The organism is Streptomyces sp. AHU1 (assembly GCF_045343905.1).
Taxonomy (GTDB): Bacteria; Actinomycetota; Actinomycetes; order Streptomycetales; family Streptomycetaceae; genus Streptomyces; species Streptomyces triticiradicis.
Map to the genome: position 1 here is coordinate 1366174 of NZ_CP174283.1, position 26263 is coordinate 1392436.

General features: G+C 73.0%; 25 protein-coding genes and 1 pseudogene. 16 read left to right on the forward strand and 10 right to left on the reverse strand.

Annotated elements, in window-relative coordinates; genetic code table 11:
* Positions 1-4: 4 nt before the first annotated feature.
* The 3 genes from ACICHK_RS06275 (at position 5) to ACICHK_RS06285 (ending at position 2988) form a co-directional block, all read left to right on the forward strand.
* Positions 5-1045: a carbohydrate kinase family protein gene (locus ACICHK_RS06275; protein WP_406836102.1), complete on the forward strand. Its 1041-nt coding sequence runs from the start codon at positions 5-7 to the stop codon at positions 1043-1045.
* Complete coding sequence (locus ACICHK_RS06280; protein WP_406836103.1) at positions 1042-2361, forward strand: alpha-glucosidase/alpha-galactosidase; 1320 nt, start codon at positions 1042-1044, stop codon at positions 2359-2361. The genes ACICHK_RS06275 and ACICHK_RS06280 overlap by 4 nt, the downstream gene beginning before the upstream one ends.
* 207 nt (positions 2362-2568) lie before the next feature.
* Positions 2569-2988 carry a hypothetical protein gene (locus ACICHK_RS06285; protein ID WP_151467065.1) on the forward strand — a complete coding sequence of 140 codons (420 nt, stop codon included), beginning with the start codon at positions 2569-2571 and terminating at the stop codon, positions 2986-2988.
* A gap of 244 nt (positions 2989-3232) precedes the next feature.
* Here ACICHK_RS06285 and ACICHK_RS06290 read toward each other — a convergent pair whose 3' ends face one another.
* Positions 3233-5896 carry a LuxR C-terminal-related transcriptional regulator gene (locus ACICHK_RS06290; RefSeq protein ID WP_406836104.1) on the reverse strand — a complete coding sequence of 888 codons (2664 nt, stop codon included), beginning with the start codon at positions 5894-5896 and terminating at the stop codon, positions 3233-3235.
* Between the two features lie 255 nt (positions 5897-6151).
* On the opposite strand from ACICHK_RS06290, the gene ACICHK_RS06295 reads away from it, so the two are divergent.
* From ACICHK_RS06295 to ACICHK_RS06310, 4 genes are all read left to right on the forward strand, one after another.
* Positions 6152-7777, forward strand: a complete 1626-nt coding sequence (locus ACICHK_RS06295; protein WP_406836106.1) for an MFS transporter — start codon at positions 6152-6154, stop codon at positions 7775-7777.
* Positions 7778-7949: 172 nt separating this feature from the next.
* The gene (locus ACICHK_RS06300) at positions 7950-8147 is read left to right on the forward strand and encodes a hypothetical protein (protein WP_151467062.1); all 198 of its coding nucleotides are present in this window, start codon (positions 7950-7952) and stop codon (positions 8145-8147) included.
* Positions 8148-8290: 143 nt separating this feature from the next.
* Positions 8291-8953 (forward strand): HdeD family acid-resistance protein, encoded by a 663-nt coding sequence (locus tag ACICHK_RS06305; protein WP_406836107.1) that lies wholly within the window; start codon positions 8291-8293, stop codon positions 8951-8953.
* A gap of 201 nt (positions 8954-9154) precedes the next feature.
* Entirely contained in the window at positions 9155-10918 is a 1764-nt protein-coding gene (locus tag ACICHK_RS06310; RefSeq protein ID WP_406836108.1) for an ArnT family glycosyltransferase, read from the forward strand.
* Between the two features lie 105 nt (positions 10919-11023).
* On the opposite strand, the gene ACICHK_RS06315 is transcribed toward ACICHK_RS06310, so the two are convergent.
* Entirely contained in the window at positions 11024-11584 is a 561-nt protein-coding gene (locus tag ACICHK_RS06315) for a flavoprotein (protein ID WP_406836109.1), read from the reverse strand.
* Positions 11585-11597: 13 nt separating this feature from the next.
* A complete protein-coding gene (locus ACICHK_RS06320) occupies positions 11598-12056 on the reverse strand; it encodes a nuclear transport factor 2 family protein (protein WP_406836110.1) in 459 nt (152 codons plus the stop codon).
* Positions 12057-12157: 101 nt separating this feature from the next.
* Between ACICHK_RS06320 and ACICHK_RS06325 the strand changes: the two genes are divergently transcribed.
* Positions 12158-12763, forward strand: coding sequence for a TetR/AcrR family transcriptional regulator (locus ACICHK_RS06325; protein WP_406836111.1), 606 nt, complete (start codon positions 12158-12160; stop codon positions 12761-12763).
* 15 nt (positions 12764-12778) lie between these two features.
* On the opposite strand, the gene ACICHK_RS06330 is transcribed toward ACICHK_RS06325, so the two are convergent.
* Together ACICHK_RS06330 and ACICHK_RS06335 are read right to left on the reverse strand one after the other, a co-directional pair.
* On the reverse strand, positions 12779-12985 hold the full coding sequence (locus tag ACICHK_RS06330; RefSeq protein ID WP_406836113.1) for a ferredoxin: 207 nt from the start codon (positions 12983-12985) through the stop codon (positions 12779-12781).
* 14 nt (positions 12986-12999) lie between these two features.
* Positions 13000-14118: a cytochrome P450 gene (locus ACICHK_RS06335; protein WP_406841171.1), complete on the reverse strand. Its 1119-nt coding sequence runs from the start codon at positions 14116-14118 to the stop codon at positions 13000-13002.
* 612 nt (positions 14119-14730) lie between these two features.
* On the opposite strand from ACICHK_RS06335, the gene ACICHK_RS06340 reads away from it, so the two are divergent.
* Together ACICHK_RS06340 and ACICHK_RS06345 are read left to right on the forward strand one after the other, a co-directional pair.
* Entirely contained in the window at positions 14731-15363 is a 633-nt protein-coding gene (locus ACICHK_RS06340; protein WP_192582212.1) for a LysE family transporter, read from the forward strand.
* Positions 15364-15522: 159 nt separating this feature from the next.
* Complete coding sequence (locus ACICHK_RS06345) at positions 15523-15966, forward strand: nitroreductase family deazaflavin-dependent oxidoreductase (RefSeq protein WP_406836114.1); 444 nt, start codon at positions 15523-15525, stop codon at positions 15964-15966.
* Between the two features lie 91 nt (positions 15967-16057).
* Here ACICHK_RS06345 and ACICHK_RS06350 read toward each other — a convergent pair.
* Positions 16058-17126: pseudogene (locus ACICHK_RS06350) on the reverse strand (cation diffusion facilitator family transporter).
* A gap of 158 nt (positions 17127-17284) precedes the next feature.
* Between ACICHK_RS06350 and ACICHK_RS06355 the strand changes: the two are divergent.
* Positions 17285-17590 carry a DUF4235 domain-containing protein gene (locus tag ACICHK_RS06355; protein WP_103554058.1) on the forward strand — a complete coding sequence of 102 codons (306 nt, stop codon included), beginning with the start codon at positions 17285-17287 and terminating at the stop codon, positions 17588-17590.
* A 33-nt stretch (positions 17591-17623) separates the two neighbouring features.
* On the opposite strand, the gene ACICHK_RS06360 is transcribed toward ACICHK_RS06355, so the two are convergent.
* Together ACICHK_RS06360 and ACICHK_RS06365 are read right to left on the reverse strand one after the other, a co-directional pair.
* Positions 17624-18016, reverse strand: a complete 393-nt coding sequence (locus ACICHK_RS06360; protein WP_406836115.1) for a VOC family protein — start codon at positions 18014-18016, stop codon at positions 17624-17626.
* An 85-nt stretch (positions 18017-18101) separates the two neighbouring features.
* The gene (locus ACICHK_RS06365; protein ID WP_406836116.1) at positions 18102-18875 is read right to left on the reverse strand and encodes a TetR/AcrR family transcriptional regulator; all 774 of its coding nucleotides are present in this window, start codon (positions 18873-18875) and stop codon (positions 18102-18104) included.
* 134 nt (positions 18876-19009) lie between these two features.
* Between ACICHK_RS06365 and ACICHK_RS06370 the strand changes: the two genes are divergently transcribed.
* The 4 genes from ACICHK_RS06370 to ACICHK_RS06385 all read left to right on the forward strand — a co-directional run bounded on the left by ACICHK_RS06370 (position 19010) and on the right by ACICHK_RS06385 (position 23195).
* On the forward strand, positions 19010-20503 hold the full coding sequence (locus tag ACICHK_RS06370; RefSeq protein WP_406836117.1) for an APC family permease: 1494 nt from the start codon (positions 19010-19012) through the stop codon (positions 20501-20503).
* 33 nt (positions 20504-20536) lie between these two features.
* Complete coding sequence (locus tag ACICHK_RS06375; protein ID WP_406836118.1) at positions 20537-22168, forward strand: amidohydrolase; 1632 nt, start codon at positions 20537-20539, stop codon at positions 22166-22168.
* 113 nt (positions 22169-22281) lie between these two features.
* The gene (locus ACICHK_RS06380; RefSeq protein ID WP_151467048.1) at positions 22282-22644 is read left to right on the forward strand and encodes a DUF1304 domain-containing protein; all 363 of its coding nucleotides are present in this window, start codon (positions 22282-22284) and stop codon (positions 22642-22644) included.
* The gene (locus ACICHK_RS06385; RefSeq protein WP_151467047.1) at positions 22641-23195 is read left to right on the forward strand and encodes a TetR/AcrR family transcriptional regulator; all 555 of its coding nucleotides are present in this window, start codon (positions 22641-22643) and stop codon (positions 23193-23195) included. The genes ACICHK_RS06380 and ACICHK_RS06385 overlap by 4 nt, the downstream gene beginning before the upstream one ends.
* Positions 23196-23217: 22 nt before the next feature.
* Here ACICHK_RS06385 and ACICHK_RS06390 read toward each other — a convergent pair whose 3' ends face one another.
* Both ACICHK_RS06390 and ACICHK_RS06395 read right to left on the reverse strand, forming a co-directional pair.
* A complete protein-coding gene (locus ACICHK_RS06390) occupies positions 23218-24060 on the reverse strand; it encodes a hypothetical protein (RefSeq protein ID WP_406836119.1) in 843 nt (280 codons plus the stop codon).
* 80 nt (positions 24061-24140) lie between these two features.
* Positions 24141-25118 (reverse strand): GlxA family transcriptional regulator, encoded by a 978-nt coding sequence (locus ACICHK_RS06395; protein WP_406836120.1) that lies wholly within the window; start codon positions 25116-25118, stop codon positions 24141-24143.
* Positions 25119-25188: 70 nt separating this feature from the next.
* Here ACICHK_RS06395 and ACICHK_RS06400 point away from each other — a divergent pair, with 70 nt between their 5' ends.
* Positions 25189-26139, forward strand: a complete 951-nt coding sequence (locus tag ACICHK_RS06400) for an NADP-dependent oxidoreductase (RefSeq protein WP_192582211.1) — start codon at positions 25189-25191, stop codon at positions 26137-26139.
* Positions 26140-26263 lie beyond the last annotated feature (124 nt).

A 26263-nucleotide genomic window follows, 5' to 3' on the forward strand; every position in this document is an offset into this window, starting at 1 on the left:
CACGATGACATCCTTCGACCTCCTGGTCGTCGGCGACGCCAATCCGGACGTCGTCGTCGGCCCGCTGCGCGGCCCGCTGGAGTTCGGGCAGCGCGAACAGCTCGTCGAGCACGCCGGACTGGTGCTCGGCGGCTCCGCGGCGATCATGGCGTGCGGGGCCGCGCGGCTCGGGCTGCGGGTCGCCTTCGCGGGCCGGGTGGGTGACGATCCCGCGGGCGCCTTCGTGCGCGAGGAGCTCGCCGCCCGCGGTGTCGACGTCGGCTCCCTGGTCACCGACCCGGTCCGGCCCACCCCGCTCACGACGGTCGTCATGGCCGGGGACGGGGACCGGGCCGTCCTCACGGCCCAGGGCTGCCTCACCGCCACCGGCCCCGAGGACGTGCCCCGGGACCTGGTACGGGCCTGTCGGCACGTGCACGCGGCCTCGTTCTTCCTGATGCCCCGTCTGGCGCGCGCCCTGGCCGCGGTGTTCGTCCTGGCGCGGCAGAACGGCGCGACGACCTCGCTCGACACCAATGACGACCCGGCCGGGCGCTGGGACCCCGGACTCCTCGACCCGGTCATGAGGTTCACCGACTTCCTGCTGCCCAACGCTGCCGAGGCGGCGGCGCTGTCCGGGCGGGACGACCTCGTCGGGGCCGCCGCCGTCCTGGCCGGGCGGGGGCCGACGATCGTGGTCAAGGACGGCCCGAACGGGGCCCTCGCCCACACCGGAATCCGGCTGACACGCGCCCCGGCCGTGGCCGTCGACCCCGTGGACACCGTCGGCGCGGGCGACAGCTTCGACGCCGGGTTCGTCGCCGCGACCCTGCGCGGCCTCGGCCTGCGCTCCGCGCTCACGGTGGCGGCGGCCTGCGGTTCGCTCTCGACCCGGGCCCACGGCGGTACGGCGGCCCAGGCCACCTGGGACGAGGCCCTCGCCGCGGCCCACGCCGGCCCCGGGCAGGACGCGGGCGTCCCGCCGGGCACGAACGCCCCGGACACCGCCGAGGACCCGGCCGCACCACGGACATCCCGCACCCGCGACACCAGGAGCCGTTCATGAACGACGTCACCGCCCCGAAGATCGCCTTCATCGGAGCCGGGAGCGTGGTGTTCACCCAGGGACTGCTGGCCGACCTGTTCACGTTCCCCGAACTCGTGCACGCGCGGATCGCGCTGCACGACATCGACCCGGAGCGGCTCGACACCGCCGAGGGCGCCGCCCGGTACATCGCCGGCGTACGCGGCGCCGAGCCCGTGATCACCGCGCATCCCGACCGGCGGGCGGCCCTGGAGGACGCCGACTTCGTCATCAACATCATCCAGGTCGGCATGGACGGGGCCACCCGCACCGACTTCGCCGTCCCCGCCCGCTACGGACTGCGCCAGACCATCGGCGACACCCTCGGCATCGGCGGGATCTTCCGCGCCCTGCGCACCTTCCCGGTGCTCCGCGCGCTCGCCTCCGACATGGCCGAACTCTGCCCGGACGCCCTGCTGTTGAACTACACCAACCCCATGGCGATGAACGTCCTCTATCTGAGCCGCATCGCCCCGGAGCTGCGGGTCACCGGCCTGTGCCACTCGGTGCACTGGACGATGCACGACCTCGCCCAGCTCGTCGGGGTCCCCTTCGAGGAGGTCACCCATGTGGCCGCCGGGGTCAACCACCAGGCGTGGGTGCTGCGTTTCGAGCGGGCGGGCCAGGACCTCTACCCCCTCCTGGACGAGGCCATCGCCAAGGATCCGGAGCTGCTGCGCCGGGTCCGCGTGGACATGTACCGCCGCCTGGGCCACTACCCCACCGAGACGAGCGAGCACTCCTCGGAGTACGTGCCGTGGTACCTCCACCACGACAGCGAGATCGAACGGCTGAGGCTCCCGGTGGGCGCCTATCTGGAGATCGTCGAGGAGAACGCCGAGAGCTACCGGCGCACCCGCGACGCCCTCGCCTCCGGGGTGCCGCTCCCCGTCGAGGGCACTCTGGAGTACGCCCCGCAGATCATCCACAGCACCCTGACCGGCACCCCCCGCACGGTCTACGGCAACGTGCCCAACCGCGGTCTGATCGACAACCTCCCGGCGGACTGCGTCGTGGAGGTCCCGTGCCTGACGGACGCGTCGGGGGTGCGGCCGACCCGGGTCGGCGCGCTGCCCCCGCAGTGCGCGGCGCTGAACAGCGCGTACGTCTCCGTCACCGACCTGGTGGTCCGCGCCGCCACCGATCACGAACCGCGGCACATCCGGCACGCCGCGATGGCCGACCCCGCGACGGCCGCCGCCCTCCCCGTCGAGCGCATCTGGGACCTGTGCGACGACCTCGTACGGGCCCACGGGGAGCTGCTCCAGCCCGAGCTGAGGGCGCTGCTCGGAAACTGAGGGTTCCGGCGGTTCTCCGGCGCGGGCGGCGGCACGCACCGCCCGCGCCGGCCCCTCCTCGCCCCCGCGCCCTGCCCGGCCCGTTCCAGGCTCTCCGACGGACGTCCGTTCATCGTCACCCCTGGCGGGTGAGGCCGCGGGCGGCCCGCTGCCGCACGCTCGGTGGTGAGTGGCTGCGGTCGCAGCCCGTGCAACGGAGGTCTCGCCATGGCAACCACCCAGCACCACACCCGCTCCAAGGCCACGATGACGGCCGCCGGCGGCCTGATGATCTTCGCCTCGGTGATGCTGTTCGTCTCCGGCGTCCTGGACATCCTGCGGGGCGTCATGGCCATCGCCGAGGACGACGTGTTCGTCACCACGCAGAACTACGTCTTCAAGTTCGACCTGACGAGCTGGGGCTGGATCCACCTGGCGCTCGGCGCACTCGCCGTGGTCGTGAGCCTCGGCCTGTTCACGGCGGCCACCTGGGCCCGGGTGATCGGCATCGGCATCGCCGCGCTGCTGATCATCGCCAACTTCCTCGACATCCCGTACTACCCCGTCTGGTCGCTGACGCTGATAGCCCTGTACGGATTCGTCATCTGGGCGCTCTGCGTGGCGAAGCCGGACCAGGACGGCGTCTAGTGCCGTGGCAGGCAATGTTTGCCCGTGAAGGAGCGGCGTCCGGTGCGTGCTCTCGGCGTGCCGGCCGGAAGTCCTCGTACTGGATGTACTTGGGCTTTCGGCCGGTGCGGCGAGAGTGCGTGCCGGGCGTCGCGACGGGGCGAACGAACGTTGCCTGTCGCGGCACTAGGACCTGTCCGGCCCCGGCCGGACGTCGACGGAGCCGGCCCGCGACGGCCGGCTCCCGGCGCGCCGGGCCCGCGGCTCACAGGAGGTGCAGATCGCGGGCCCTTCGTACGGCCTCGCCCCGGCGGGTGGCGGCGAGTTTGCGGTAGACGCTCTTGAGGTGGGTCTTGACCGTGTTGACCGACAGATGCAGGTCGGCGGCGATCTCGTCCCTCGACATCATCTGCGCCAGCCGCTCCAGCACCTCCTGCTCGCGCTCGCTGAGCGGTTCGAGCACCGGCATGATCACCGGTTCCTCGCCCGGCCGCGGAGCCGGCGCGGCGCCCCGGACCGCGACCATCCCGGGAAGCCACTCGTGCCCCTGGGCCAGCACGGGCCGGTGCCGCACGAAGGTCCGCAGCCAGGCCCCCACCTCGATGAACGGCCGCCGCAGGCGTTCCGGCCTGGCCGTCCGCAGGGCCCGCGCCACCAGCCGCCGGGCGGTGGCGTCGTCGCCCAGCGCGTCCGCGGTCTGCGCCCGCGCGAGCAGCACCCGGACGACGATGCCGGGACCCTCGTCCGGCTCGGTGGAGAGTCCGTCGAGCAGGGCGCGTGCCGCCTCCCGGTCACCGGCGGCGAGCCGGGCGCGGGCGGCGGCCGCCGTGGCCTCGGGCCCGGTCGCCCCTTCCTCCGCGAGGACCTCGACCGCGGCGAGCGGTTCGCCCAGGGCCAGGTACGCGCCGGACACGGCGAGCGCGACCCGCTCACCGACCCACGGCGAGGGCTCGGCCCCGTGCGGCGGGCTCCTCAGTTCCTGCAGGACGCGCAGCGCCTCCTTCGGATGTCCCTTGGCCAGCAGCAGGCGGGAGCGCAGCAGCACCAGGCCCGCCGTCGCCACGGGATCGTGCGCGGCCGCACTGGAGGCGGTCGCCTGGTCCAGCTGGGTCTGCGCCGCGGCCAGATCGTCACGGTCGACGGCGACCGCCGCCAGGACGAGCTGGGCGACCCCCGTCCGGGCGGGGGGCGGCAGGCCGGAGCGCTCCGCCGCGGCGACCGCCGCCTGCGCGTGCGACTCCGCGCGGCCCGGCCGGCCGCACAGGAGGTCGATCAGCGCCAGCCGGCCGAGGGACTCGTGCCGGGGGTGCGCGGTGGACGGCCCGTCGTCGACCCGCGCGGCGGCGGACAGCGAGGTCCGGGCCTCGTCGAACCGTCCCGCCCACAGCTGCGCCGATCCCAGGCCGGTGAGCATCAGGGCCGGCAGTTCCGGGTGCCGTTCCAGCCGCTCGGCCGGAAGGGACAGCCGCGCCGCCGTCATCTCCTCGGCCGCCGCCTGTGCCAGGTCCGCCGAGCCGGTCAGCCGGGCGGCGAACACCCGCAGCAGCGCGTGGCTCAGCCGCAGGGCCGCGGTGCCGGCTTCGTCGCCGGCCAGGTTCTCCCCGGCCCGGCGCAGATACTCCAGGCCCCGGTCGACGTCGTGGCGGACGAGCTCGCGGGCGGCGCGCACCAGACACGCGGCCGGTCCGGCCGCGTCCGGGGGCATGGCGGCGAAGAGTCCGTCGAGGCGCTCGGCGTCGAGTCCCGTCAGCAGCTCGCCGATGGCCAGCTCGTCGACGAACCGGTCCGCCGCGAGCTCCCACTCACCCGCCCCCGCCGCGTGCGGCAGGGCCTCCGCCAGCAGTCCCGCCGCGCTCAGCCAGCGGGCGGCCCGCCGGTGCAGCTCCGGCTCCAGGCCCGGCAGCCTGACCCGCAGGTGGACCCGCAGGATCTCCGCGAACAGGGGGTGCAGCCGGTACCACGAATGGCCGATGGCCTCGACGAAGGCGTTGGCGTGCTGGAGCCCCGCCAGGATGGGGTCCGCGTCGTCCCGGCCCGTCAGGGCGTTGGCCAGGTCGGGGTGGATCTGGTCGAGGATGCTCGAACGCAGGAGCAGGTCCTGTGTCTCCTGCGACTGCGCCTCCAGGACCTCGGCCAGCAGGAAGTCCGCGAGGGTGCTCCGACCGGCCTCGAAGTTCTTGATGAAGGTGTCGGGATCGTCGACGTGCTGGGCCGCGAGGATGCACAGGCGCAGTCCGGCCGCCCAGCCCCCGGTCCACTCCGTCAGCGACCGCGCGCCGTCGTCCGACAGCCGGATGTCGTGACGGCTCAGCAGGGCGGCCGTCTCACCGGGGACGAACGCCAGGTCGGCGCCCCGGACCTCGGCGACCATCCCGGCGGCGCGATAGCGGTGCAGCGGCAGCTGCGGTTCCGTACGGCTGACGACGACCAGGCGCAGTCCGCCGCCCGCGTGGCGCAGGACGAACTGGAGCTCGTCGGCGACCTCCGCGGAGGCTCCCACCCGGTCGAACTCGTCGAGGACGAGGATCACGGGTTCCGCGCGCTCGCTCAGCCAGGCGGCCAGCCGGGTCAGCAGGGAGTGGTCCACGTCGCCGGGGCTGGACGGGCTGCCGATGTCGTCCGGAACGGCCGCTCCGTGCCGCCGCAGGGACTCCAGGACGTACGTCCAGAAGATGCCGGGACCGGTGTCCTCGTGCTCCACGGTCAGCCAGGCCACGTCGTCCGGACGGTCCGTCGTGGAGATCCAGTGGGCGACCAGGAGCGTCTTCCCCGCGCCCGCGGGCCCGTTGACCAGGGTCAGGGGGCCCTGGACGCCCTCGTCGAGGCGCGCGACCAGCCGCGGCCTGCGGACGAAGGTCTCGGTCAGGTCCGGAACGGTGAACCGGACGGCGAGCAGGGGGTCGCCACCTGGGGTCAGCAGCCCTGCCATGGGGTCCTGCCTCCGCGTTCTCTCGGCAGCGGCGACGCGTCCGATCCGATGTGATCCGGGTCCACGGTTCCCTCCCCGGTGCAACCCCCGCACACTGATCGTCACCCGCTGTCCCGGATGTCGCAAGGCGGACTCCGGTCCCCCGCGACGGGTGAGGCGCGGGCCCGGCGCTTCCTGTGTCATGGGAGCGGAACCGTGCCGGACGCCCCGTCCGGCACGGCGACCTTGCGGGCCGAATCGACGAGGTGGTCACCGGTGAGACAGTGGCGCGCTCTGGCCGTGCTCGGGACGGCCCAGTTCCTGATGGTCCTGGACACCTCCGTCATGAACGTGTCCATCAGCCAGCTGGTGGAGGACTTCGACACCGAGGTGACCGCCATCCAGGCCGTCATCACGCTCTACGCGCTGGTCATGGCGGCGTTCATGGCCACCGGCGGGCGGCTCGGCGACATCCTCGGCCGCCGCCGGCTGTTCCTCGTCGGACTCGTCGTCTACGGCGTCGGGTCGGCCCTGACCGCGGTGGCGCCCACGCTGTGGATGCTCGCCCTCGGCTGGTCGGTGGTCGAGGGGCTCGGTGCCGCGCTGGTGCTGCCGGCCATGGCGGCCCTGGTCGCGGAGTCGTACACCGGACGGGACCGGGCCGTCGCCTACGGAGTCATCGGCGGGCTCGCGGGTGCGGGCATCGCGGTCGGACCGCTGCTGGGCGGCTGGGTGACGACGTACCTCACCTGGCGGCTGGTCTTCGCGGGCGAGGTCGTGGTCGTCGTCGCGATGCTCCTCTTCCGCCGGGCGATCCCCGAATCTCCCGAGTCCGGGACCCGTCCCCGGCTGGACGGCGTGGGCGCCTTCCTGTCGGCGGCCGGTCTGGGCCTGGGCGTGCTGGGCGTCCTCCAGAGCGGCACCTGGGGATGGGTGCAGCCCCAGAACCCTCCCTTCACGGTCCTCGGCTTCGCCCCGACCCTGTTCGTGGTCGCGGCCGGGGTGGTCGTGCTCGCCGCGTTCGCCAAGTGGGAGCGCCGCAGGGAGGCGCACGGCACCGACCCGCTGATCCACCTGTCGCTGCTGCACCGGCTGCCCCTGCGCTCGGGCCTGCTGACCCTGGTCAGCCAGAACCTCATCCTGCTGGGGCTGTTCTTCGCCATCCCGCTCTATCTCCAGGTGGTGCAGGGGTTCGACGCGTTCGAGACCGGACTGCGGCTGCTCCCGGTGTCCGTCACGATGCTGCTGGCCTCCGTGCTGGCGTCCAGGCTGGGGCGGGTGATGGGGCCGCGCCGTGTCGTCCGACTGGCCCTGCTGACGCTGCTCGGAGCCATCACCTGGCTGCTGGCGACCATCCAGCCGGTCATCGACGACGCCCAGTTCGCCGGGGCCATGGCCCTGCTGGGCGTCGGCATGGGGCTGCTCGCCTCACAGCTGGGCAACGTGGTGCAGTCCAGTGCCGGCGAGGAGGAGCGCAGCGAGGTCGGCGGGCTCCAGTTCACCGCCCAGAACCTGGGCTCCGCGCTCGGCACCGCGCTGATCGGGTCGATCCTCGTCGGCGCGCTGGCGCACGCCTTCACCACCCAGGTGGCGAAGAACCCGGACGTGTCGCAGGAGGCGCGGCAGCAGACGAGCATCGCGCTGGAGGCGGGCATCAGCTTCGTCCCCACCGACCAGGTGCGTTCGGCGGCCGAACGGGCCGGGCTGCCGCCGGCCGAGGTCGACGCCGTCACGGACTCCTACGCGACGGCGCAGCTGAACGGCCTGAAGGCGGCGATCCTCGCGGCCGGCGGCATCACGCTCGCCAGTCTGCTGGTCACGACCCACCTGCCGACCGGGCGGACGGGCCGCGGGAAGGACCCGGGGACGGGCACCCCGGGCGTCCCCCTCGAACAGGCGTGACCGCGTGGGACGGCTCCCCGGCCCCTCGGACCCCTCAGCCTCCCCGGCCCTCAGGTTCCTCGGCCCCAGGTTCACCTCTTGCGGGTGAGGGCGCGCGGGGCGGGGTGCCGGATGATCGTGGGGGAAGGGTGCCGTCCGCCCGCCCCAGGCCGCCCGCCGGGGGGAGCCCCGCATGCAGTACGAGATCCGTGTCGAGGGACATCTGTCGGAGACGCTTTCCGAGGCGTTCCCGGAGATGGACCACGTGCTGATCTCGGGCCAGACCATCCTGTTCGGCCCGGTCGTCGACGAGGCGCACCTGTACGGGCTGCTGGCCCGCTGCCGATCGCTCGGACTGCGGGTCGTGGAGATGCGCCAACTGCCCGGGTGACGGCGAGGATCCGGGGTCCGGCGAGGATCACCCGCCGGGGGTGAGCCGCCGGAACCCGGCGCACGGGACCGTGGATGCCGGGAATCCACCCACCGTCCCGCCGGCGGTCCCGACCGGTCCGCTCGACCGCGTGAGGAGGAACCATGACGGAATCGCATGGTTCGGCACCGCACACCGGCCCCGAACCCGGGCCCGGGGGCCGGGCCTACGCGCCACCGGGTGACCCCGCGGTGCTGCTGGACCGCGTCGGCGCCTCCTGGACCTGGCTCCTCGGCTCGGCCGTGGCGACGCTGATCCCCGGCATCCTGATCCTGGTCTGGCCGGACGAGACCCTGCACGTCCTCGCGGTCCTCCTCGGCCTCTACCTGCTGGTGATCGGCCTCTTCCGGTTCGTGTCGGTCTTCGGCCACCGGGAGCAGGGCAACCGGTTCGCGACGCTGCTGATCGCGGTGCTCTACGTACTGGCCGGTGTCCTGTGTCTGCGCAACCCGATGCAGACCATCGCCGCGCTCTCCCTGATCCTCGGCATCGTCTGGCTCGTGTCCGGCGTGCTGACCGCGTACACCGCCCTCGCCTCCAGGGACCTGCCGCACCGCGGCTTCGTCCTGTGCGGGGCGGCGATCGGTGTCATCGCGGGCATCGTCGTCCTGGCGCTGCCGACCGAGTCGGCCCGTGCCCTGACCCGGCTGCTCGGTCTGTGGATGGTGCTGATCGGCCTGGTCGAACTGGCCGTGGCCTTCGCCTGGCGGTCCGCCCTGCGCCGGGCGGTCGCCCTCACCCCGCGCGACCCGGCCTCCCCCTACTGAGGCGGGGCCGGGACGGAGGAGGCCGAGCACCGCCCGCTCTTCGCACACCGCCGCCCGCGATTCCTCCGTGCGGAGGACCGGGCATACTCGGGACTCCCCTGCCGGGCGCCGGCCGGATCGTCCGGCCGGCGCCTCGGCGCGAACCCGAATCCGTGGGCCGCCCGATGAGCAGGCTCGTACGGAGCGGACGTAACAAAGGGCATGTCGACATCCCTGGCCGGCAGGCACGACGAGCGCGTGCCGGTGAACGACGCGGTGACGCCGCCGCGCACACTCCTCGAACGGCTGCGGCGGCACGGACGGGCCGTGTTCGTCGTGGTCGTGGTCCTGCTGCTGGTCCAGATGGCCGTCGCCATGCTCAGCACGGCCGTGGAGCAGACCCCGACGATCGACGAGCCCGTGTACGTGGGCACCGCGACGGTCTACGTCCAGCAGCACGACCTGCGGTACAACCCCGAGCATCCGCCGCTGGGCAAGCTGATCGTCGCGACCGGGCTGCTGTTCGCGCACCCGCACCTCGACCCCGCCTTCGAGGGCGACCAGACGGAACTCGGACGGCACGTGCTGTACGAGTCCGGCAACGATCCCTGGCGGGTGATGCTGTGGGCGCGGTTGCCGGTGATCGTCCTGACGCTGCTGTTCGGTCTGGTCGTCCTCGCGTTCGCGCGTGAACTCGCGGGCCGTACCGGTGCATTGGTGGCCCTCGCGCTCTACGCGTTCTCGCCCGACGTGATCGCGCACGGCTCGCTGGCCACGTTCGACGTGCCGGCGTCGGGTTTCCTGCTGACGTCGGTGTGGCTGGTGTGGCGGGCCAGGAGACGGCCGTCGCTGTACCTGCCGCTCTCGGCGACGGCGCTCGGCGCGGCGGTGGCGACGAAGATGAGCATGCTGCCGGCCGTTCCGGTGGTGCTGTCCCTCGCGGTCGTGTCGGTCTGCCACGCGGGCGGCTTCGGCCGGGGCACGGCACCGGGGAGCGGCACCCGGGCGAGGGCCCGGCTGCTCGGGCTCGCCGCCGCGGCCGCCGCCGGAATGGCCGTCACGGCCGTCGCCGTGGTGTGGGCGACGTATCTGGCCGTCGATCCCCGGCTGCGCTGGACGGCGCCCGCGGACCTCCCGACCGTGCACGGACTGCGCGCGCTGCTCATCGACCACCTGCCCCTGCCCCGGCCCTACCGGGACGGGATGGGGATCCAGTTCGGCTTCGAGAACGCGACCTGGCAGGGCTTCCTCTTCGGCCGGCTCTACGAGGGATCGCTCTGGTACTACCTGCCGGCCGCGCTGCTGGTGAAGACCCCGCTCGGCATGGCGGCGCTGTGGGCGGCCGGTTCGTCCGCCCTCCTGTCCGTACGCCGGCTGCGCCCCGCGGTCCCGTACCTCCTCGTCCCGCCGGCACTGCTGCTGGCCTCGGCGATGACCGGCTCCCGCGATCTCGGCGTGCGCTACGCCCTGTTCGTGCCGGTGTTCCTCGCGGTCGTGGCGGGCTGCGCCGTCGTCGTCGTGCGCGGGCGCCGGCCCGCGGGGGCGGGGGCCGTGCGGCACCGGCCGGGGTGGGCGGGGGCCGTGACGGCGGCGCTGGTCCTGTACGTCGCCGTCAGTTCACTGCTCACGTACCCGTACTACCTGACCTACTCGAACGAGGCGTTCGGCGGCCCGGAGAAGACCTATCTGCGTCTGCACGACTCGAACGTCGACTGGGGCCAGGACCTCGGCCGCCTCGCCGACCGGCTGGAGGGGCGCTATCCGCACGAGAAGGTGTGGTTCGTCTACAAGGGCGCCGGCGTGCCGTCCGCCTACGGCATCCACGCGGCCGATCCGCTCACGGTGCCGGCGGACCGGGTGCACGGACTGCTCGTCGTGTCCGACACCTCGATCGACAAGGCCGACACCCGGCTGAAGGCCCTGCTCGCCACGAGCAGACGGATCGACGAGGTCGGCCACTCGATCACGCTCTTCCGGAGGCCTTGACCCGGTCCGGTACCGGCCCCTCGTCCGGCGGGCAGTCGCGCACCGTCGAGCCCTTGACGCCGGACGACGGGCACGCCGAGGTCGTGGAGGGGGTCAGGAGCGGACTCACGCCTCGGGTGTCAGCAGGTCCAGCACCCGTTCCCAGGGGAAATCCCCTCGGCCTCCGGCCTGTTGTTCCTCGCCGCCGTACGGGTCACCGAAGCGGACGCCCATTCCGCGGAGGCGCTCGACACTGGCGCGGTAGGCGGGGTGGGCCGCCAACGCCTCGTTCACGCAAGGCAGTGCGGCGATCGGGACGCCGAGTCCGTAGGCCTCGCACAGCGTTCCGAGGGCGAGGGTGTCGGATATCCCGGCCGCCCACTTGTTGACGGTGTTGAAGGTGGCCGGCGCGAGGGCCACCGCGTCCGGCGCGGGGAAGGGGCGCGGGTCGCCCGGGGCCCGCCAGGCGGAGCGGACCGGGCGGCCGGTCCGCTCCTCGACCGCCGCCGCGTCGATGAAGCCGAGGGCCTGGGGGGTCGCGACGACACCGACCTCCCAGCCCCGCTCCTGCGCCGCGGCGATCAGCGTGCCGACGCCCTCGGCGACGCCCGCCGCGCAGACGACGACGTAGAGGAAGGGCTTCTCGCCGGGGCCGCCCGGTCCGCCGGGTTCAGTGGGTTCGCTCACGTGCGAACCCTAGCTATCGGAGCGGGAAGCCCTGTCCACGGTCGGACTCCGGGCGCGGGCCGAGGATCCGGCGCTCCGTCTCCTCGATCCGCACGTCGTTGATGGAAGCCTCGCGCCTCGTCATCAGACCGTGCTCGTCGAACTCCCAGAGTTCGTTGCCGTACGAGCGCCACCACCGGCCGTCGGCGTCCCGTGACTCGTACTGGAAGCGGACCGCGATGCGGTTGCCGTCGAAGGCCCACAGGTCCTTGCGCAGGGCGTACTCGTGCTCCCGGGCCCACTTGCCGGTGAGGAACTCGACGATCTCCGCGCGGCCCCTGACGAAGGTGTCCCGGTTACGCCAGACCGAGTCCTCGGAATAGGCGAGCGAGACCTTGTGCGGGTCACGGGTGTTCCAGGCGTCCTCGGCGGCCTGGACCTTCTGGAGGGCGGTCTCGCGGGTGAAGGGGGGCAGGGGCGGACGGTCGGCCACGGTGACTCCTGGGTGCGAGCGGGAGCGATGGAGAACGCACGTTCTCCGCTTCTGGCCGCTAAAGTAGAGAACGATCGTTCTCAGGTCAAGGAGCCCGCCGCATGGACAGCACGACCGCCCGGAATCAGGCGGCACCCTCACGCACCCGGGAACAGGCCCTCGCGCTCGCCCGCGAGCAGGCCCTCGACGCCGCCGAGCGGCTGTTCTACGGCCGGGGCATCCAGGCCGTGGGGATGGACGACATCCGCGGCGACTCGGGGGTCTCCCTCAAGCGGCTCTACCAGCTCTTCCCGGCGAAGGAACACCTGGTGGACGCATACCTGGAGCGGCGCGACCTCCGCTGGCGGGCACGGCTGGCCGAGCACGTCGACAGGTGGCGGGAACCCGAGCGGAGGATCCTGGCCGTCTTCGACTGGCTGGGCCTGTGGTTCGCCGAGCCCGGCTTCCGCGGCTGCGCGTGGATCAACGCGTACGGCGAACTCGGCACCGGCTCGGAGCGGGTGGCCGCGCGGACCCGTGCGCACAAGGCGGCGTTCCGGACGTATCTGGCCGGGCTGGTGAGCGCGGCGGGGCGGCCCGCCGCGCTCGGCGACCAGCTGTTCCTCCTCGCCGAGGGCGCCATGGTCACGGCGGGCATCGACGGGAGCGCCGAACCCGCCGCCCAGGCGCGCTCCGCCGCCCGGCTCCTGCTGGAGGCGGGGAAGTAGAGCCTGGTCACAGGGTCACGTGGCACGCTCCGTGACCGTGATCGCGCCGACCGGGCAGGCCCGCGCCGCCACCCGCGGCATCGGGTCGTCGCCGCCCCGCGCGTGGTCCGGCAGCAGCGTGCCGTACCCGTCGTCGTCCTGGGTGAACACCCCCGGAGCGGCGAGGGCGCACTGACCCGCGCCGATGCAGACGTCCCTGTCGATCGTGATGCCGATGTCCATGATCGCGCGGTCCCTCACCAGGTCACGGGGAGTTCCAGCATCCCCTGGATCGTGTCTCCGGGCTTGAACGGCACGGTGTCGGCGGGGACCGCGAGCCGCAGGCCGGGGAACCGGTCGAAGAGCGAGCGCAGCGCGATCTCCATCTCGGCCCGCGCCAGGTTCTGGCCGAGACACTGGTGGATGCCGAAACCGAACGCCACGTGGTGCCGGGCCGGGCGCCGCCAGTCCAGGGCGTCGGGCTCGGGGAAGGCCCGTTCGTCACGGTTGATGACCGACGTGGAGAAGACGACGCCCTCGCCCTCGCGGATCGTCGTTCCGGCGATCTCGACGTCCTGGACCGCCACCCGCAGCAGCCCGTCCGCGATGGACAGGAACCGCAGCAGCTCCTCCACGGCGGCGGGCGTCAGAGCCGGTTCGGCCCGCAGTTCCGCGAGCCGTTCCGGATGCCGGAGCAGGGTGAACACGCCCAGCGAGATCATGTTCGCCGTCGTCTCGTGTCCGGCGACGAGCAGGATCGTCGCCAGCGAGATCAGTTCCTCGCGGTCCACCTCTCCCTCGCGCAGCCGGTCGCGGACGAGTTCGCCGAGGAGCCCGTCCCCGGGCTCCTTCTCCTCGCGGTCGATCAACGAGCCGAAGTAGGAGTCCAGTCGGTCGCGCGCGTCCTCGGTGTCGGCGGCGGCCGGACCCCGCAGCAGCCGACGGGACTGCTCCTCGAAGAAGTCGTGGTCACCGTACGGGACTCCGAGGAGCGCGCAGATCACCATGGAGGGCACGGGGAGCGCGAAGTCGTTCACCAGCTCGGCGGGCGGGCCCTTCCGGGCCATGCGGTCGAGCAGCCGGTCGACGGTCTCCTGGATGCCGGGGCGCAGCGCGGCGATCCGCTTGAGGGTGAAACTCGGTACCAGCATGCGGCGTTGGACGTGGTGCTCGGGGTCGTCGAGTCCCAGCAGCGCGATCCTGCGGTTGCGCGTCGCCGCGAACCGCTCGGTGATCGCCGGGAACGGGGGCAGCGTGCGGTCCGAGGACAGCCGCGGGTCGGCGAGGAGTTCACGGGCGACGTCGTGGCCGGTGACCACCCAGACGTCACGCCCGTCGAAGAGGGAGATCCGTGCGAGCGGGCGCTCCTCGCGCAGCGGTGCGTAGGCGGCGGGCGGGTGGTAGGGGCAGGTCCGGTCCTGCGGAAAGGCGACCGCGGGGACGGCCGGAGAGGCGGCCGGAGCGACGGACGGCGGAACGACCGGAAGGGCGGCCGACGGCGGCCCGGATTCCGCGGGCCCGGAGACCGGAGGCCGGTCTGTCGGAGGCCGGTCTGCCGGAGGCCGGCCCGTCGGAGGCCGGTCTGTCGGGGGTCGGTCTGTCGGGGGTCGGGTCAGGGGGGTTTCTGTCATGAGTGACCTCGCAAGCGACGGTTCCCTCTTTCCGATCATCATTAGATGCCCCGGGCATCTATACGGCCACGTGAAGTTCGGCCAGATGAGCCGCCCGCACGATCTGGCCGAAGGGCGGCGGGCGCGGTTCCGTTTCCCACGGGCTTCTGGCCCCCGCCGGCGCCCCGCCCGCCCGCTCCTGGCTCGAAGTCCCCGGGACGCCCCTTCCGAAAAAGGGTTGCGCGGGCGCTCCCGGCGGCCCGAACATCTGCCCATGTCCACGAACGAAGCCTTCCTGCCGCCGACCTCCGCCACCGTCCGTCCGGTGCGGGTCCAGCAGCAGCCCGGCCGACCCCGGAGGCCCGAGCTTCCCCGGTCGTGACGGCCGCGCTCGTCGCGGGGCTTCTCGCGGGCTACGGCATCGCCATGCCCGTCGGAGCGGTCGCGACCTACCTCGTCTCCCTCACCGCCCGTACGTCCCTGCGGATCGGCGCCTCGGCCGCGCTGGGTGTCGCGACGGCCGACGGACTGTACGCCCTGGCCGCCGCCCTCGGCGGTACGGTGCTCGCCGCCGCGCTCCAGCCGGTGATGCTCCCGCTGAGCCGGCTCTCCGCGCTGGTCCTGGCCGCACTGGCCGTTCGCGGTGCGATCGGGGCCGTCCGCCAGTACCGCGAGCGCCTGCTCACCGAACGGACCGGGCAGGACCCGCCCCACCCCGGCCGTGCCTACCTCGCGCTGCTGGGGATCACCCTCCTCAACCCCACCACCGTCGTCTACTTCGCCGCGCTGGTGCTCGGCAGCAGGACGGCCGAGGCGGTCCGCCCGCTGGAGCAGGGGGTGTTCGTCCTCGCCGCGTTCGCCGCGTCCGCGAGCTGGCAGCTCCTGATCGCCGGGGGCGGCGCCCTGCTCGGCCGGACCCTGACGGGGCACCGGGGGCGGCTGGTGACGGGGCTCGTGTCGAGCGCCGTGATCATGCTGCTGGCCGTACGCGTCCTGGTGTCCTCGTCATGAGGACCGGGGCGCGGGCCCGGGACGGACCCCGTACACCCCACCGGGGGATCGGCCCGACGCGGGGGGCCGCGCGGGCCGCGATACGGAAGATTCACGTCCGTGCTGGTGTTGAATCGTCCCGAGACACGACCAGTCCGATACGACGACGGGACGGAAGTCATGCCACTCGAGGGCGAGTACGAGCCGAGCCCCACCCAGTGGGTCCGGGACCAGGTGGAGTTGTACGAGAGTTCCGGTGGAACCGAGGGAACGACCCTGATGGACACCGGTCTGCCCGTCATCATCCTCACGACACGCGGCGCGAAGAGTGGCAAGATCCGCAAGACCCCGCTCATGCGCGTCGAGCACGGCGGACGGTACGCCGTGGTCGCCTCGCTCGGCGGTGCTCCCCGACACCCGGTCTGGTACCACAACGTCACCTCGGACCCCCACGTCGAGCTCCAGGACGGGCCCGAGCGCAAGGAGTTCACGGCCCGGGAGATCACCGGCGCGGAGAAGGCCGAGTGGTGGGAGCGCGCGGTCGCCGCGTACCCCCCGTACGCCGACTACCAGGAGAAGACCGACCGGGTGATCCCCGTCTTCGTGCTGGAGCCGGCCGGCTGATCCCGGCGCACCACGGGGAACGGCACGCCGGGACTCCCGGATTCCCACCGGACCGGCGTGCATGAACCGAAGGACGCCGGGCACCCGTACCTCAGGCCCCGCCGCGCTCCCCCGTCGCGGCGGGGCTTCCCGCTGTGGCGGGGCCCGCCGCGACGGCCGGGTCACCCGTCGCGGTGCGCGGCGGCTCGCGCCGCTCCGGCGTCGGTCACGTCGAGGAAGATCTGGTCGGCCCCGGGGAAGGCGTGGGCGACCGAGCGCTTGATACGGACGGCGACCTCCTCGACCTCCTCGCTGTCGAGCCCGGGGACCAGGTCGATCCGGGCGGCCACCAGGGTCGAGTCGAGGCCGAGCTCCATGGTCAGCAGCGCCTCGACGCTGTCGATCTCGGGCTGCGCCTTCAGCAGTTCGCGGATCCGGCCGCACTGCTCCTCGTCGACCGCCCGTCCGATGAGCTGTTCACGGGCGTCGCTGCCGAGCCAGAAGGCGATGCACACGAGCAGCAGTCCGATGGCGAAGGAGGCGCAGGCCTCCCACACGACCTGGCCCGTGACCATGTGGAGCACCATGCCGACGATCGCGAGGCTCACGCCCAGTACCGCGGTGCCGTCCTCGGCCACGACCGTCCGCAGGGCCGGGTCGCGCAGGCCGTCGCCCGCCTTGCCCCGCACCTGGAAGACGGCCCGCAGCAGCGAGGCGCCCTCCGCGAGCAGGGCCACGACGAGCACCGCGAGCCCGGTCATGTAGCCGCCGAAGGATTCCTCGGCGCCGTTGCGGAGCGCCTCGAAGCCCTGGAAGAAGGAGAAGCAGCCGCCCATGACGAAGATGCCGACGGCCGCGAGGAGCGACCAGAAGAACCGTTCCTTGCCGTAGCCGAACGGATGCCGCCGGTCGGCGGGGCGGCGGCTGCGGCGCAGCGCCGCCAGCAGGAACACCTCGTTCATGCTGTCCGCCACGGAGTGCGCGGCCTCCGAGAGGAGCGCGGGAGACCCGGAGATCAGGCCGCCCACCGCCTTGGCCACGGCGATCAGCAGATTGGCGCCCAGCGCCACGATCACGGTGACCTTGGTCCTGCTGTCGGCGCCGTCCTCCTTCCGTCCCCGCCGCCCCGACGGGGCGCGACCCGTCCCTTCCACCGGTCCTGTCGTCTCTTCGCCGCTCACACCGGCCGGTTTCCCCCGGCCCCCCGCCTCACACCGGGCGGGCCGGGAGAATCGGCCGGGGAAACAGGGCCGGGTACGAAGGCCGCGTACAGGGCACTCGTACCCGGTGGCAGGAGGCCGGCACACGTGGCGGCCTCGGGAGCGGAGAAGGAGCCTCGGTGTCCAAGAAGCAGAAGAAGCGCAAACTGTCCCTGACCTACAAGCCGGTCGGCTTCGTGCTGAGCTGGGCCGGAGGCGCTCTCGCCGGTCTCGCCTTCCAGAAGACCTGGATGGCGATACGTCACGAGGAGAACGCCCCCGACGCCCTGGACCGGGACCGCGGCTGGGGCGAGGTGCTGTTCGCCGCCGCCCTCCAGGGCGCGATCTTCGCCGTCGTGCGCAGCGCGGTGGACCGCTCGGGCGCGAAGGCCATCGAACGGTCCACGGGCGTGTGGCCCTCCCCCGACGCGTCCGGCCGCGACTGAGCGGCACGTGCGTGCGCGGGAGGGACCGGCCGGTCAGCCCTGCTTCGGGGCTGTCGACCGCGCGGCGCGCAGGGTGAAGGAGTGTCCGGCCGGGTCGGCGTAGCCGCGTTCCTCGTGCGGGCCCGGCTCGCCCTTCGTCTCGAGCGGGCGCCCGCCCAGGCCGATCACCTTGAGTTCCGCCTCGTCGAGGTCGTCGACGTGGAAGTCGAGGTGGACCTGGAAGGCGTTCTCGGGACGTGGCCAGCTGGGCGGCGTGATGTTCACGTCCCGCCGGAAGGCCATCCGCATTCCGTCGGCGCCCTTGATCTCGACGCGGTTGCTGCCGGCGTCGGTCTGCCGCGCGTCGAGCAGTTCCGTGTAGAAGGCGGCGAGCTTCTCGGGCTCGGCGCAGTCGAGCACCACGACGGCTGCCGTGACCAGTGCCATTTTTCCTCCCTGAGGGGGTTCCGGGACGACGGGGCGGCGTCCGGCCGCCAAGCCCCGTCGTCCCGGGTTGCCCCGTCCGGGGATTTCAGTCGGCCACCGGCCGCGTGCCGTCCCGCACGGGGCCGGTTCCGGCCGCGCGCCCGCCCCCGGTGATCTCCGCGAGCCGGGCCGCCGCCGCGCCCAGCAGCATGTCGAGCGCCGTCGGATAGGCGCTGCGCCGCATGTCGTGCACGAGGTGGCGGGCCGTCGCCGCGATGTTCGGGTGGCTGTCGGCGGGCAGCCGGGCGTACGTCGCCCGCCACACGCCGGCCTCTGCTTCACGGGCGGCGGGGGGCAGGGCGGTGCTCGCCGCGTCCAGGGCCGCGAAGGCGAGGGCCTGGTCGACGAAGGCGTGGTAGATCCGTACGGCCTCGGCGTCGGGGAATCCCGCGCCGCGGAGCACGCCGAGGATCGTCTCCACCGCCTGGATCTCGTGGGCCCGGCCGGTCACCCGGTAGGAGCTGAGCACGGCGGCCTGCGGATGGGCGAGGGACCCGGAGTGCACGCGCAGGCCGAGGTCCCGGAGGTCGGCGCGCCAGTCCCCCGTGGGGCGCCAGTCGCGCAGGGTCCGGCCGATCAGCTCGTCGGCGACGGCGAGCAGCAGATCGTCGGTGTCGCGGAAGTACCGGTACAGGGCGCTGGGGTCGGCGCCGAGGGCGAGGCCGAGGCGGCGGACGGTGAGGGCGTCGGCGCCGTGCTCCTCGATCAGGCGCAGCGCGGTCTCGACGATCAGTTCCCCGGAGAGGACGACGCCGGTCTTGGTGGGGCGTCGGCGCCGCCGGGCGGCGGGCGGGACGACGCGGTCGTTCGTGGACGTCATGGTGGCTCCCTCCGGGGCGGTCCCCCTCCGGTGCGGGCACCTTATGTCAACGGCGTTGACCTGTTAAGGCCCCCGGCAGTTTCATTTCCGGTCATCGGGCCGGAACCAGGCCCCGGGTGCGATCGGAGCAGGCCATGACGCAGAAGTCGTACGGTGTGGATCCCCCGTCCTTGCGCAGGACGCTCGGTGTTCTGGACGGCGTCGCCATCGCCGCCTCCAGCACGGCGGCGACGACCAGCATCGGGATCGGCCTCGGGGTGACGGCGGGGGTGGTCGGGCTGCACCTGCCCGCGATCATGCTGCTGGCCTTCGTGCCGGTCCTCGGGATCGCGGGCGCGTTCTCCCGGCTGAACAAGGTCGAGCCGAACGCGGGCAACGGCTACGTGTGGGTGGGCCGTTCGCTCAGTCCCTGGCTCGGTTTCCTGGTCGGCTGGGTGAGCATCGTGGCCACGGTGGCCTTCCTCGCGTACACCACGGCGGTGACCGGTTCGGCGATGATCCAGCTCGCCGGGCAGGCGGGCCTGCACGAGGTGGCGGGGCTGGCGCTGGATCCGGGTTCGACCGCCCAGACCACGGCCGTGGGCGTGCTGGTCCTCGTCGCCGTCACCCTCACGGCGGTGACCGGCGTCAGGACGGCCGCGCGGCTCCAGACCGGGCTGCTGGTCTTCGAGTACGTCGTCCTGCTGGGCTTTTGCGGGTACGGCATCGTGAGCGGTCCGCACCCCTTCAGCCTGAGCTGGTTCGACCCCTTCCAGATCCCGTCGGCGACCGCGCTGGCGCAGGGGCTGCTGCTGTCGGTCTTCTGTTACTGGGGCTTCGAGGCGGCGTTCACCGTGAACGAGGAGGTGCGCGATCCGCGGGACGCCTCGCGGGCCGGGACCATCACGCTGGTGACGATGCTGGGGCTGTTCCTGCTCGGTTCGGTGGCCTTCCAGCGGGTGCTGTCGCAGGACGAGCTGGCCGGGCACGGCGCCGAGGGGCTGGCCTTCCTCGGGAACCGGCTCGCCGACCAGCCGCTGGCCGCGCTGCCCCTGGTGGCGCTGATGTTCTCGGCGGTCGCCTCGCTGCAGGCCGGGGTGATCCCGACGGCGCGCGGGATGTTCGCGATGAGCCGGGACCGTACGCTCGGACCCGTGTGGTCGAGGGTCAGCGCCCGGTACGGGACTCCGGCGGCCGGCACGCTGCTCATCGGCGCGATGGCGGTGGCCGTGGCGGCGCTCTCGCCGGTGATCCCCCGGCTCGCCGACATGATCATGGCGACGGTCAACGCCGTCGGGATCGTCGTGGCCCTGTCGTACGCGCTCACCGCCCTCGCGGCGGCGGCCCGGTTCCGCGGACTGCTGCGCGAGAACCGGTGGGACGGGATACGCGCGGTCGTCCTGCCCGCCCTGAGCGCCGTGGCGCTGCTCGGCCTCGGCGGCTATCTCGCCTGGTCCTTCTACGACTCGGCCGACCATCTCGAGGTCAGCGCGGACAACGGCTGGTTCCTGCTGCTCACGCCGACCGTCATGATCGCCTCGGGCTTCGTGGCCGGAGCGTGGGCCAAGTGGGGCCGCAGGTCCGCGTACTTCACCACCGGACGGGGCACCGACGCCGACGCGCCCGAACTCCTGGCCATCACCGACTGAGCGCCTCCGGCGCCCGGACAAGGAAACGGAACCATGCACGCTGACCTTCTCCTCACCGGCGGCCCGGTGTTCACCCCCGAGGGCCGCGCCGCGACCGCGGTGGCCGTCACCGGCGACCGGATCACCGCCGTCGGCGGCGCCGAGGTCCATGAACTGGCCGGCCCCCGCACCGAGGTCGTCGACCTGGCCGGACGGCTGCTGCTGCCCGGGTTCCAGGACGCGCACGTCCACCCGCTGCCCGCGGGCCTGGAACTCTCCCAGTGCGATCTCACCGGCGCGCGGACCGCCGAGGAGACCCTCGCCGCCGTCCGCGCGTACGCCGAGGCCCACCCCGAGCGGGAGTGGATCACCGGCGGCGGCTGGTCCATGGAGGCCTTCGCGGGCGGTACGCCGACCAAGGAGCTCCTGGACGCGGTCGTACCGGACCGGCCGGTGTACCTGCCCAACCGGGACCACCACGGCGCCTGGGCCAACAGCCGGGCCCTCGAACTCGCCGGTGTCACCAGGGACACGCCCGATCCCGCCGACGGGCGCTTCGAGCGGGACGCGTCGGGCGAGCCCACCGGCATGCTGCAGGAAGGGGCCATGCAGGCGGTCGGCCGGCTCACTCCCCCGGCCACCGCCGCGGACCGGCTCGCCGCGCTGTTGCGCGCCCAGCGCCATCTGCACGCGCTGGGCATCACCGCCTGGCAGGACGCGATCGTCGGCACCTTCGCGAGCATGGAGGATCCCTCCGAGGCGTACACGACGGCGGCCCGGGACGGTTCGCTGACCGCGCGGGTGGTCGGCGCCCTGTGGTGGGACCGGGCGCGCGGTGCCGAGCAGATCCCCGAACTCGTCGAGCGGCGGGCCGCATTGGAGCACGGCAGGTTCCGGGCGACCAGCGTCAAGCTGATGCTGGACGGGGTCGCGGAGAACGGCACCGCCGCACTGCTCGACCCCTACCTCGACAAGTGCGGCTGCGCCACGTCGAACCGGGGCAAGAGCTTCATCGATCCGGACCGTCTGCCCGCGTACGTGGCCGAGTTGGACGCGCTCGGGTTCCAGTGCCACTTCCACGCACTGGGCGACGGCGCCGTACGCCACGCCCTGGACGCCGTGGAGGCGGCGCGGAAGGCGAACGGGCCGAGCGACACCCGTCCGCATCTGGCGCACCTCCAGGTCGTGCACCCCGACGACGTCCCCCGCTTCGCGGCGCTCGGCGCCACGGCGAACATCCAGCCGCTGTGGGCCGCCCACGAACCGCAGATGGACGAGCTGACCATCCCGTTCCTCGGACCCGAACGCTCGGCCCGGCAGTACCCGTTCGGGTCACTGCTGCGCTCCGGCGCACGGCTGGCGGCCGGCAGCGACTGGCCGGTCAGCAGCCCGGACCCGATCCAGGGCATCCACGTCGCGGTCAACCGGGTGAGCCCGGACGAGCGGGGGCCGGTGTTCCTGCCGGCCGAACGCGTCGGCCTGACCGCCGCGTTGACGGCGTACACCGCGGGATCGGCGTACGTGAACCACCTCGACGACACCGGGACCGTACGGGTGGGCGCCCTCGCGGATCTCGTCGTGCTGGACCGTGACCCGTTCGCGGGACCGCCGGAGGCGATCAAGGAGACCCGGGTCGCGCTCACCTACGTCGGAGGGGAGCGCGTGTACGCGGCGCCGGACGCCTGACCGGACCGGCCCCGGGACTTCATGGACACTCGTCCAGCTATAGTGGACACCTGTCCATGAAATCGATGGGCACCTGTCCATGAAGTCCCGAGGCGTATCGGAGTCCACCGACGATGGAGACGGCCGCGAACGTGCTGGTGGGCCTGGTGGCCGCGCTGCACGCGTACATCCTGGTGCTGGAGATGTTCCTGTGGGAGAGGAAGCCGGGGCGGGGGCTCCACGGGTTCGACGCGCCGATGGCCCGGGCGACCGCGCCGCTCGCCGCGAACCAGGGGCTCTACAACGGGTTCCTGGCCGCGGGCCTGGTGTGGGGGCTGATCGCGGCGGACCCGACCGGCCATGACGCGCAGGTCTTCTTCCTGTGCTGCGTCGTGGTCGCGGGTGTGTACGGATCGGTCACCGCGAACCGCCGCATCCTCTTCGCGCAGGCGCTGCCGGGAGCGCTCGCCCTGGCCGCCGTCCTGCTCGCCGGATGACCCCCGACGACCCGCGCGCCGCCCGGACCCGCGCGAAGCTGCGGCAGGCCCTGCTGGAGGAGTGCGCCGAACACCCGCTGGAGGAGACCGGCGTCGCCGCGCTGGTGCGGCGGGCCGGGGTCGGCCGGGCCACCTTCTACGTGCACTACGCCGATCTGGAGGCGCTGGCGGTCGACGCGTGCGCCGATGTCGTACGGGAGGCCGTGGAGGCGCTGCACGCCTGGCGAGGACGGCCCGATCCGGTGTCCGCTCCCCCCGCGCTGCGTGCCTTCTTCACCGGACTCGCCCCGCACGCCGGTCTCTACCGGAGCCTGCTGAGTCCGGGCGGCGGCGGCCCGCTGGGGCTCGTGCTCCACCGCGACCTGCGGGCCCGCAGCCTGGCCGAACGCACCCTCGCCGGTGCGCCGGACGCCCCCCTCGTCGCCTCCGCGGTGGCCGCCACCTTCGCGGGCGTCCTCGGCGACTGGCTGCACGGTCTGCTGGAGGGCACCCCGGACACCGTCGCGGACGAGGTCTGGCAGCTCCTCGTCGCCCTGCACATGAGCCGGTGACACGTCGGGCCCCGCCGGCACCTCACTTGCAGCCGATGCGGCCCGGCTTCGCCGCCGGCCAGGCCTCCACCCCGTCGGAGGTCTTCACGTACGCCGTCCTCCTGTCCGGCGTCAGCCACAGCCGCCGGTCGCCGTAGCGGTAGCCGGTGTCCCGCGCGTCCGTCGGCATGCGGACGTCGCCGTCGTACGCGGCGGTGAGCACGTCGAGCGAGAAGATCCCGCGCGGATCGCGCACGTACTGCCGGCCGTGTTCGCCCAGATCGAGGAAGTGCGCGCTCTGCCAGTCGCAGTGCTCGAAACCGGCCGTGCTGGACACCTCGGTGGTCGGCACCCGGTGGCCGTACCGGTCCGTCCAGATCTCGTACCCGTGCGCCTTCGTCCAGCTCGCCGGGAACTCGGACGGGTCGCAGGACGCGCTGGTCTCCGGCCCCCAGCCCGGGCGCCGCGGCTGGTCCCTGGCGACGACCACGGCGACCTTGGTGCGGCCGCCGACGTCGTACGAGAAGAGGACACGGTCCCCCTGGGTGCGCTCCACCCGGTAGCCCTGTTCCGGCAGTTCGGGCTGGTAGATGTCGAAGTACGCCTCCAGCCCCTCCTCGGGCGTCGAACCGCCGTCACCCTTGCTCCACGAGTCGCCCGCGTCGCCCGCGCGGATCGCGCCGTCGCACTCCAGCGCACGGCCCGCCGCGCCCGAACTCTCCCGCGCGTCCCCGTCGTCCCCCGTCCCGTACGGAAGGTCCAGCGGTCCGGCGTACGGGGTGGCGGGCACGGTGCCGGTCACCACCAGGGCGTCGTGCCCGCCCCCGCCGCACCCCACCGCCGCGAGCCCCACCAGCACCACCGCGGCCACGATCCCCTTGCGCATGCCCACCCCTGCCCCTCCGGCTTCCGCCCGGCTTCCGTTCGCCCTCCTGTGACGCGCGGGCGGGGGAGATCGTTCGGTGGTCAGCGCGCGGCCTGGAACGTACGCCGGTACGCCTGCGGCGAGACGCCGATCGTCGCGTGCAGGTGCTGGCGCAGCGAGGCACCCGTCGCGAAGCCGACCTCGCCCGCGATCCTGTCCACCGGCAGGTCGCTGGCCTCCAGCAGGTGGCGGGCCCGGGAGACCCGCTGCTGGATGAGCCAGCGGCCGGGACTGAGGCCCACCTCGTCGTTGAAGCGGCGGGCGAAGGTGCGCAGGCTCATTCCCGCGTGGGCGGCGAGATCGTTCAGGGTCAGCGGGTCCCCCAGACGCGCCAGCGCCCAGTCGCGGGTGGCGGCGGTGCTCGCCGTCGAGGGTTCCGGGACGGGCTGCTCGATGAACTGGGCCTGGCCGCCCTCGCGCAGCGGCGGGACCACACAGCGCCGGGCCACCTTGTTGGCCAGTTCGCTGCCGTGGTCGCGGCGGATGAGGTGCAGGCAGATGTCGATGCCGGACGCGGCTCCGGCCGAGGTGAGGACGTCTCCGTCGTCGACGAACAGGACGTCCGGGTCCAGGTCGACCCGCGGGAACATGCGCCGGAACTCGTCGGTCACGCACCAGTGCGTGGTCGCCCGCCGTCCGTCCAGCAGACCCGCGGCGGCCAGCACGAACGCGCCCGTGCAGATGGAGACGACACGGGTGCCGGGGCGGATGAGCGCGAGGACGGCGGCCGTCTCGTCGGTGAGGGAGGCGGCGATGCGGGACGGGGTGACGGCCGCGATCACCACCGTGTCCGCCGTGCGCAGGACCTCGGGACCGTGGTCGACGGTGACGGAGAAGTCGGCGGCGGTGGCGACCGGCCCTCCGTCGACGGTGCAGGTCACCACCTCGTAGTGGCCGTCCGCCGCGCCGAGGATCCGGCTGGGCATGCCCAGCTCGAAGGGGTAGACGCCGTCGAGTGCCAGGACCGCGACTCGTTCCGCCCGCTCCTGCTTCTGCCTCTGTTCCTGCCTCTGCTCCATGGCACGATCTTATCGGATATTGGCAATTCTGCCATTTCCCGTTGGGATTCTCCCCGGCAGGCTGGTCACCATGAGCACTGTGAACACGATGCGAGCCATCAACCAGACCGTCCTCGGCGGCCCCGAGGTCCTCGAGGAAGTCACCCTGGAGCGGCCCTCGCCGCGGCCGAACGAGATCCTGGTCCGGGTACGGGCCGCGGGCGTCAACCCGACCGACTGGAAGCACCGCGCGACCGGCGGGTTCCTCGGCAAGCCGCCCTTCGTCCTCGGCTGGGACGTCTCCGGCGTGGTCGAGGCGACCGGGATCGGCGTCGCCGCCTTCCGGCCCGGGGACGAGGTCTTCGGCATGCTGCCCTACCCCTACGGCCACGGCTCGCACGCCGAGTACGTGACCGGTCCGGCCCGCGCCTTCACCCACAAGCCGTCGGTGATCGACCACACGCAGGCCGCGGCCCTCCCGCTGGTCTCCCTGACCGCCTGGCAGGCACTGACCGAGCGGGCCGACGTGCGGCCGGGGCAGCGGGTACTGATCCACGCGGCGGCCGGCGGGGTCGGCCATGTGGCCGTGCAGATCGCGAAGTCCCTCGGCGCGCACGTGATCGGCACCGCGAGCGCGGGCAAGCACGACTTCCTGCGGTCCATCGGCGTGGACGAGCCGGTCGACTACACCTCCGTCGACTTCGCCGAGGCCGTGCGTGACGTCGATGTCGTCCTGGACACGATCGGCGGCGAGACGGGACTGCGCTCACTGCGCGTGCTGCGCCCGGGCGGCGTGGTCGTCTCGATCCTGCCGGTCGGGCCCGACGAGTTCTACGAGGAGGCCGAGCGGCTCGGGGTCCGGGCAGTGCGGATGCTCGTCGACGCCGACCAGGCGGGCATGAGGGCGGTCGCCGGTCTCGTCGAGAAGGGCGCGTTGCGCGCCACGGTCGCCGAGACCTTCCCGCTGGCCGACGCCGCCAAGGCGCACGCCCTGGGCGACACGGGCCGGACCACGGGGAAGCTCGTGCTGGTGGTCGACTGACGACGGAAAGAGGGCCCGGCCGCGCACAATTGGCCAACTCGCCACACACAGCGAAGACATATGTCAATCGAACATGCTGGAATTCACCTCAACGAGGGTAACTTGCAGAGCAGAAAACGGTTTT

Excerpts from the sequence above, each read along its gene's own strand:
- ACICHK_RS06330 (WP_406836113.1), bottom strand. The coding sequence starts at position 12,985 with ATGGACATCGGCATCACGATCGACAGGGACGTCTGCATCGGCGCGGGT.
- ACICHK_RS06305 (WP_406836107.1), top strand. The coding sequence starts at position 8,291 with ATGACGGAATCGCATGGTTCGGCACCGCACACCGGCCCCGAACCCGGG.
- ACICHK_RS06360 (WP_406836115.1), bottom strand. The coding sequence starts at position 18,016 with ATGGCACTGGTCACGGCAGCCGTCGTGGTGCTCGACTGCGCCGAGCCC.
- ACICHK_RS06385 (WP_151467047.1), top strand. The coding sequence starts at position 22,641 with ATGACCCCCGACGACCCGCGCGCCGCCCGGACCCGCGCGAAGCTGCGG.
- ACICHK_RS06395 (WP_406836120.1), bottom strand. The coding sequence starts at position 25,118 with ATGGAGCAGAGGCAGGAACAGAGGCAGAAGCAGGAGCGGGCGGAACGA.
- ACICHK_RS06370 (WP_406836117.1), top strand. The coding sequence starts at position 19,010 with ATGACGCAGAAGTCGTACGGTGTGGATCCCCCGTCCTTGCGCAGGACG.
- ACICHK_RS06310 (WP_406836108.1), top strand. The coding sequence starts at position 9,155 with ATGTCGACATCCCTGGCCGGCAGGCACGACGAGCGCGTGCCGGTGAAC.
- ACICHK_RS06345 (WP_406836114.1), top strand. The coding sequence starts at position 15,523 with ATGCCACTCGAGGGCGAGTACGAGCCGAGCCCCACCCAGTGGGTCCGG.
- ACICHK_RS06285 (WP_151467065.1), top strand. The coding sequence starts at position 2,569 with ATGGCAACCACCCAGCACCACACCCGCTCCAAGGCCACGATGACGGCC.
- ACICHK_RS06280 (WP_406836103.1), top strand. The coding sequence starts at position 1,042 with ATGAACGACGTCACCGCCCCGAAGATCGCCTTCATCGGAGCCGGGAGC.
- ACICHK_RS06375 (WP_406836118.1), top strand. The coding sequence starts at position 20,537 with ATGCACGCTGACCTTCTCCTCACCGGCGGCCCGGTGTTCACCCCCGAG.
- ACICHK_RS06300 (WP_151467062.1), top strand. The coding sequence starts at position 7,950 with ATGCAGTACGAGATCCGTGTCGAGGGACATCTGTCGGAGACGCTTTCC.
- ACICHK_RS06275 (WP_406836102.1), top strand. The coding sequence starts at position 5 with ATGACATCCTTCGACCTCCTGGTCGTCGGCGACGCCAATCCGGACGTC.
- ACICHK_RS06365 (WP_406836116.1), bottom strand. The coding sequence starts at position 18,875 with ATGACGTCCACGAACGACCGCGTCGTCCCGCCCGCCGCCCGGCGGCGC.
- ACICHK_RS06380 (WP_151467048.1), top strand. The coding sequence starts at position 22,282 with ATGGAGACGGCCGCGAACGTGCTGGTGGGCCTGGTGGCCGCGCTGCAC.
- ACICHK_RS06390 (WP_406836119.1), bottom strand. The coding sequence starts at position 24,060 with ATGCGCAAGGGGATCGTGGCCGCGGTGGTGCTGGTGGGGCTCGCGGCG.
- ACICHK_RS06400 (WP_192582211.1), top strand. The coding sequence starts at position 25,189 with ATGAGCACTGTGAACACGATGCGAGCCATCAACCAGACCGTCCTCGGC.
- ACICHK_RS06325 (WP_406836111.1), top strand. The coding sequence starts at position 12,158 with ATGGACAGCACGACCGCCCGGAATCAGGCGGCACCCTCACGCACCCGG.
- ACICHK_RS06290 (WP_406836104.1), bottom strand. The coding sequence starts at position 5,896 with ATGGCAGGGCTGCTGACCCCAGGTGGCGACCCCCTGCTCGCCGTCCGG.